Origin of the sequence: Natronomonas sp., from assembly GCF_036625485.1 — an archaeon.
Taxonomy (GTDB): Archaea; Halobacteriota; Halobacteria; order Halobacteriales; family Haloarculaceae; genus Natronomonas.
Genome location: NZ_JAZKTR010000243.1, coordinates 1 through 2,541 on the forward strand (window position 1 = coordinate 1; position 2,541 = coordinate 2,541).

Here is a 2,541-nt window from a genome sequence, read left to right on the forward strand (position 1 = left end):
TTGCATAGCGCGCGCCGCTGTGCAGGAGGCCATGAGACCGGCCGGTCGTCCCGGAACCGAGCCCGCCGCGTTCGAACAGCGTCACGTCGAGGCCGCGCATCGCGAGGTCGCGAGCGATTCCGACGCCCGTGGCGCCCCCACCGACGACGATAACGTCCGTATCCGTCATACCGGCGGATTGGATCGCCGGTCGCTTCAGGTTGTCCGTCCGAGGCCCGAACCGGGGAGGCGATGCTGGATACCGCTGAAGCCCGTGGCGACCTCGATGACGACCGGGACCTGTGGGCGGACGTTCTGTAGGTCGGACCGGCCCCCGACCCGCGGTGAGACACAACACAAAAGACCGGGCCGACCCGATTCCCGGGCATGTACGAGGGCGTCCACGCGCATCCCGACGGGCAGGCGACCGTCGCTCGACTGGCCAGGACGGCCGCCGAGTACGGCTACGACGGCGTGGTCGTCCGCAACCACGGTGACGCCCAGACCGACTACGATGCCGAGGCCATCGGTGCGGAATACGACATCGACGTAGTCTCCGGCATCGAGATTCGGACGGACGACGCCGGACAGGCAAGCGGCCTCATCGGGAACTATCGTTCCAAACGGGATGTGGTCTGTGTCCACGGCGGTTCGCTCAACCGCTTCGCGGTCGAACAGTCGAAGGTCGACGTCCTCGCGCATCCGATGCGCGAGGGTGACGTCAACCACGTACTGGCGAAGGCCGCCGCCGAGAACGGCGTCCACATGGAGTTCAACTTCGGCCGGGTGTTCCGCGCCGATGGCGGCCCCCGCGTGCAGGCGATTCAGGGTCTCCGAAAGCTCCGGGAGCTCGTCGAGCAGTACGACGTCCCCTACGTCGTGACCGCCGAACCCTACAGCCACCTCCAGTTGCGCGGCCCTCGGGAGTTGCTCGCCGTCGGCGAGACAGTCGGCTTCGACCGCGATGCCATCGAAACCGGGCTGGCGGCGTGGAGCGGAATCGTCGAAGAGAACCGAGAACGGCAGTCCGAGACGTTCATAGAACCCGGCGTGCGTATCGACGAGCATGAAGAAGACGCTTGAGGAACACGCCGCCCGGTTCGACGAGATCGCTCCGGCGTACGACGAGGACAAACGCGAGGAGTACCGCGCCTGCGTCTCGCTGGTCGTCGAATACGCCGCTCCAGACGCCGATGACGTGGTTCTGGACCTGGGCTGTGGCACCGGCGCCATCGGGCTGGCGTTGGCCGACGACGCCGAGGCGGCCGTCGGCCGCGACATCAGCGAGGGGATGATGGAGCAGGCCAGACGGAAGGCCGACGAACGCGGTCTGGAGAACGTCTCCTTCGGGGAAGGAACCTTCCGGGAACCGAACTACGATGGCGACCTCGACGTGGTCGTTTCGAACTTCGCGATGCATCATCTCTCGGACGACGAGAAGCGCGAGGCCATCGAGGTCATCACCACTCTCGATCCCGAGCGGTTCGTCCTCGGGGACGTGATGTTCTTCGGCGAGCCGGACCCCGAGGAACCGTTCTACAGCCCGGAGGTCGACGACCCGGCCACCGTCGGCGTGCTCGCCGACGCGCTCACCGACGCGGGCTTCGCGCTGACGGCCGTCGAGATGGTCCACGAACAGGTGGGCGTCCTCGTTGCCGAACGGGTGATATAGCTAACCGCGTCCGCCACCGCGCCGCCGAGCAGGTCGGCAACCGGACTGGGCGCTCGCAGGGTGGTCGTCGGACCGTCAGCGAACCGCGGGCTCTTTGGGCGGTGCGGCCGAACGGACACCCGTGAAACACCTCCCGAAGCACCTCCGCCCGCGGTGGCGGTATCTCGCCGTCGGCCTCGAATCGTGGCCCGACGCCGACATCGACCGGCGTTCCTTCCAGCGGAAGCTGTGGTTCGCCGCCCAGAACCTCGTCGGTGATGCCGGGAGCGCCGACCTCGACGGGAGCGTCCTCCACTTCCGCTTCGAGGACGGCGAGGGCGAAGCAGTCATCCGGGCTCGACGCGGTGAGGTCGAGCGCCTGCGGGCCGTCGTGGCGACCATCTCGGAACTCGACGACCAGCCACTGGGGGTCTTCGTTCGGGGCGTCAGCGGCACGGTGCGTGCCTGTGAGGAAAAGTATATAGGACGCCCGAGGGAAGAATCGGAAGAGAGAACCGTCGCGTTCGCGGGGTCGGAACGGCCCGCCGTCGTCCGGGGCGACCGGGTCGACGTCGAGGTGGCCGGGGACCGCGTGGGCGCGACAGCATTCGATATTCAGGATACCTAACAATGCAGGGACAATCGCAGCAGCAGGCCTACGACCGGGGGATCACCATCTTCTCCCCGGACGGTCGCCTGTACCAGGTCGAGTACGCGCGCGAGGCGGTCAAACGAGGGACGGCGTCCATCGGTGTTCGTACCGAGGAAGGCGTCGTGCTGGCGGTCGACAAGCGCATCCGCTCGCCGCTGATGGAGCGGACCAGCGTCGAGAAGATCCACAAGGCCGACGACCACGTCGGCATCGCCAGCGCCGGCCACGTGGCCGACGCCCGCCAGCTTATCGACTTCGC

Annotated in this window: 4 protein-coding genes and 1 pseudogene; 4 read left to right on the forward strand and 1 reads right to left on the reverse strand. The window is 67.4% G+C overall.

Going from position 1 to position 2,541, the window contains the following annotated elements; genetic code table 11:
- The coding region (locus tag V5A53_RS14505) for an FAD-dependent oxidoreductase (protein ID WP_332314323.1) at window positions 1-169 on the reverse strand (169 nt) is incomplete at its 3' end.
- 197 nt (window positions 170-366) lie between these two features.
- On the opposite strand from V5A53_RS14505, the gene V5A53_RS14510 reads away from it, so the two are divergent.
- The 4 genes and pseudogenes from V5A53_RS14510 to V5A53_RS14525 all read left to right on the forward strand — a co-directional run.
- Entirely contained in the window at window positions 367-1,062 is a 696-nt protein-coding gene (locus V5A53_RS14510) for an RNase P subunit p30 family protein (protein ID WP_332314320.1), read from the forward strand.
- The gene (locus V5A53_RS14515) at window positions 1,046-1,651 is read left to right on the forward strand and encodes a class I SAM-dependent methyltransferase (RefSeq protein ID WP_332314321.1); all 606 of its coding nucleotides are present in this window, start codon (window positions 1,046-1,048) and stop codon (window positions 1,649-1,651) included. The genes V5A53_RS14510 and V5A53_RS14515 overlap by 17 nt, the downstream gene beginning before the upstream one ends.
- A gap of 121 nt (window positions 1,652-1,772) precedes the next feature.
- On the forward strand, window positions 1,773-2,258 hold the full coding sequence (locus V5A53_RS14520; RefSeq protein WP_332314322.1) for an Rpp14/Pop5 family protein: 486 nt from the start codon (window positions 1,773-1,775) through the stop codon (window positions 2,256-2,258).
- Between the two features lie 2 nt (window positions 2,259-2,260).
- Window positions 2,261-2,541, forward strand: a pseudogene (locus tag V5A53_RS14525) (proteasome subunit alpha); the annotation flags it as partial.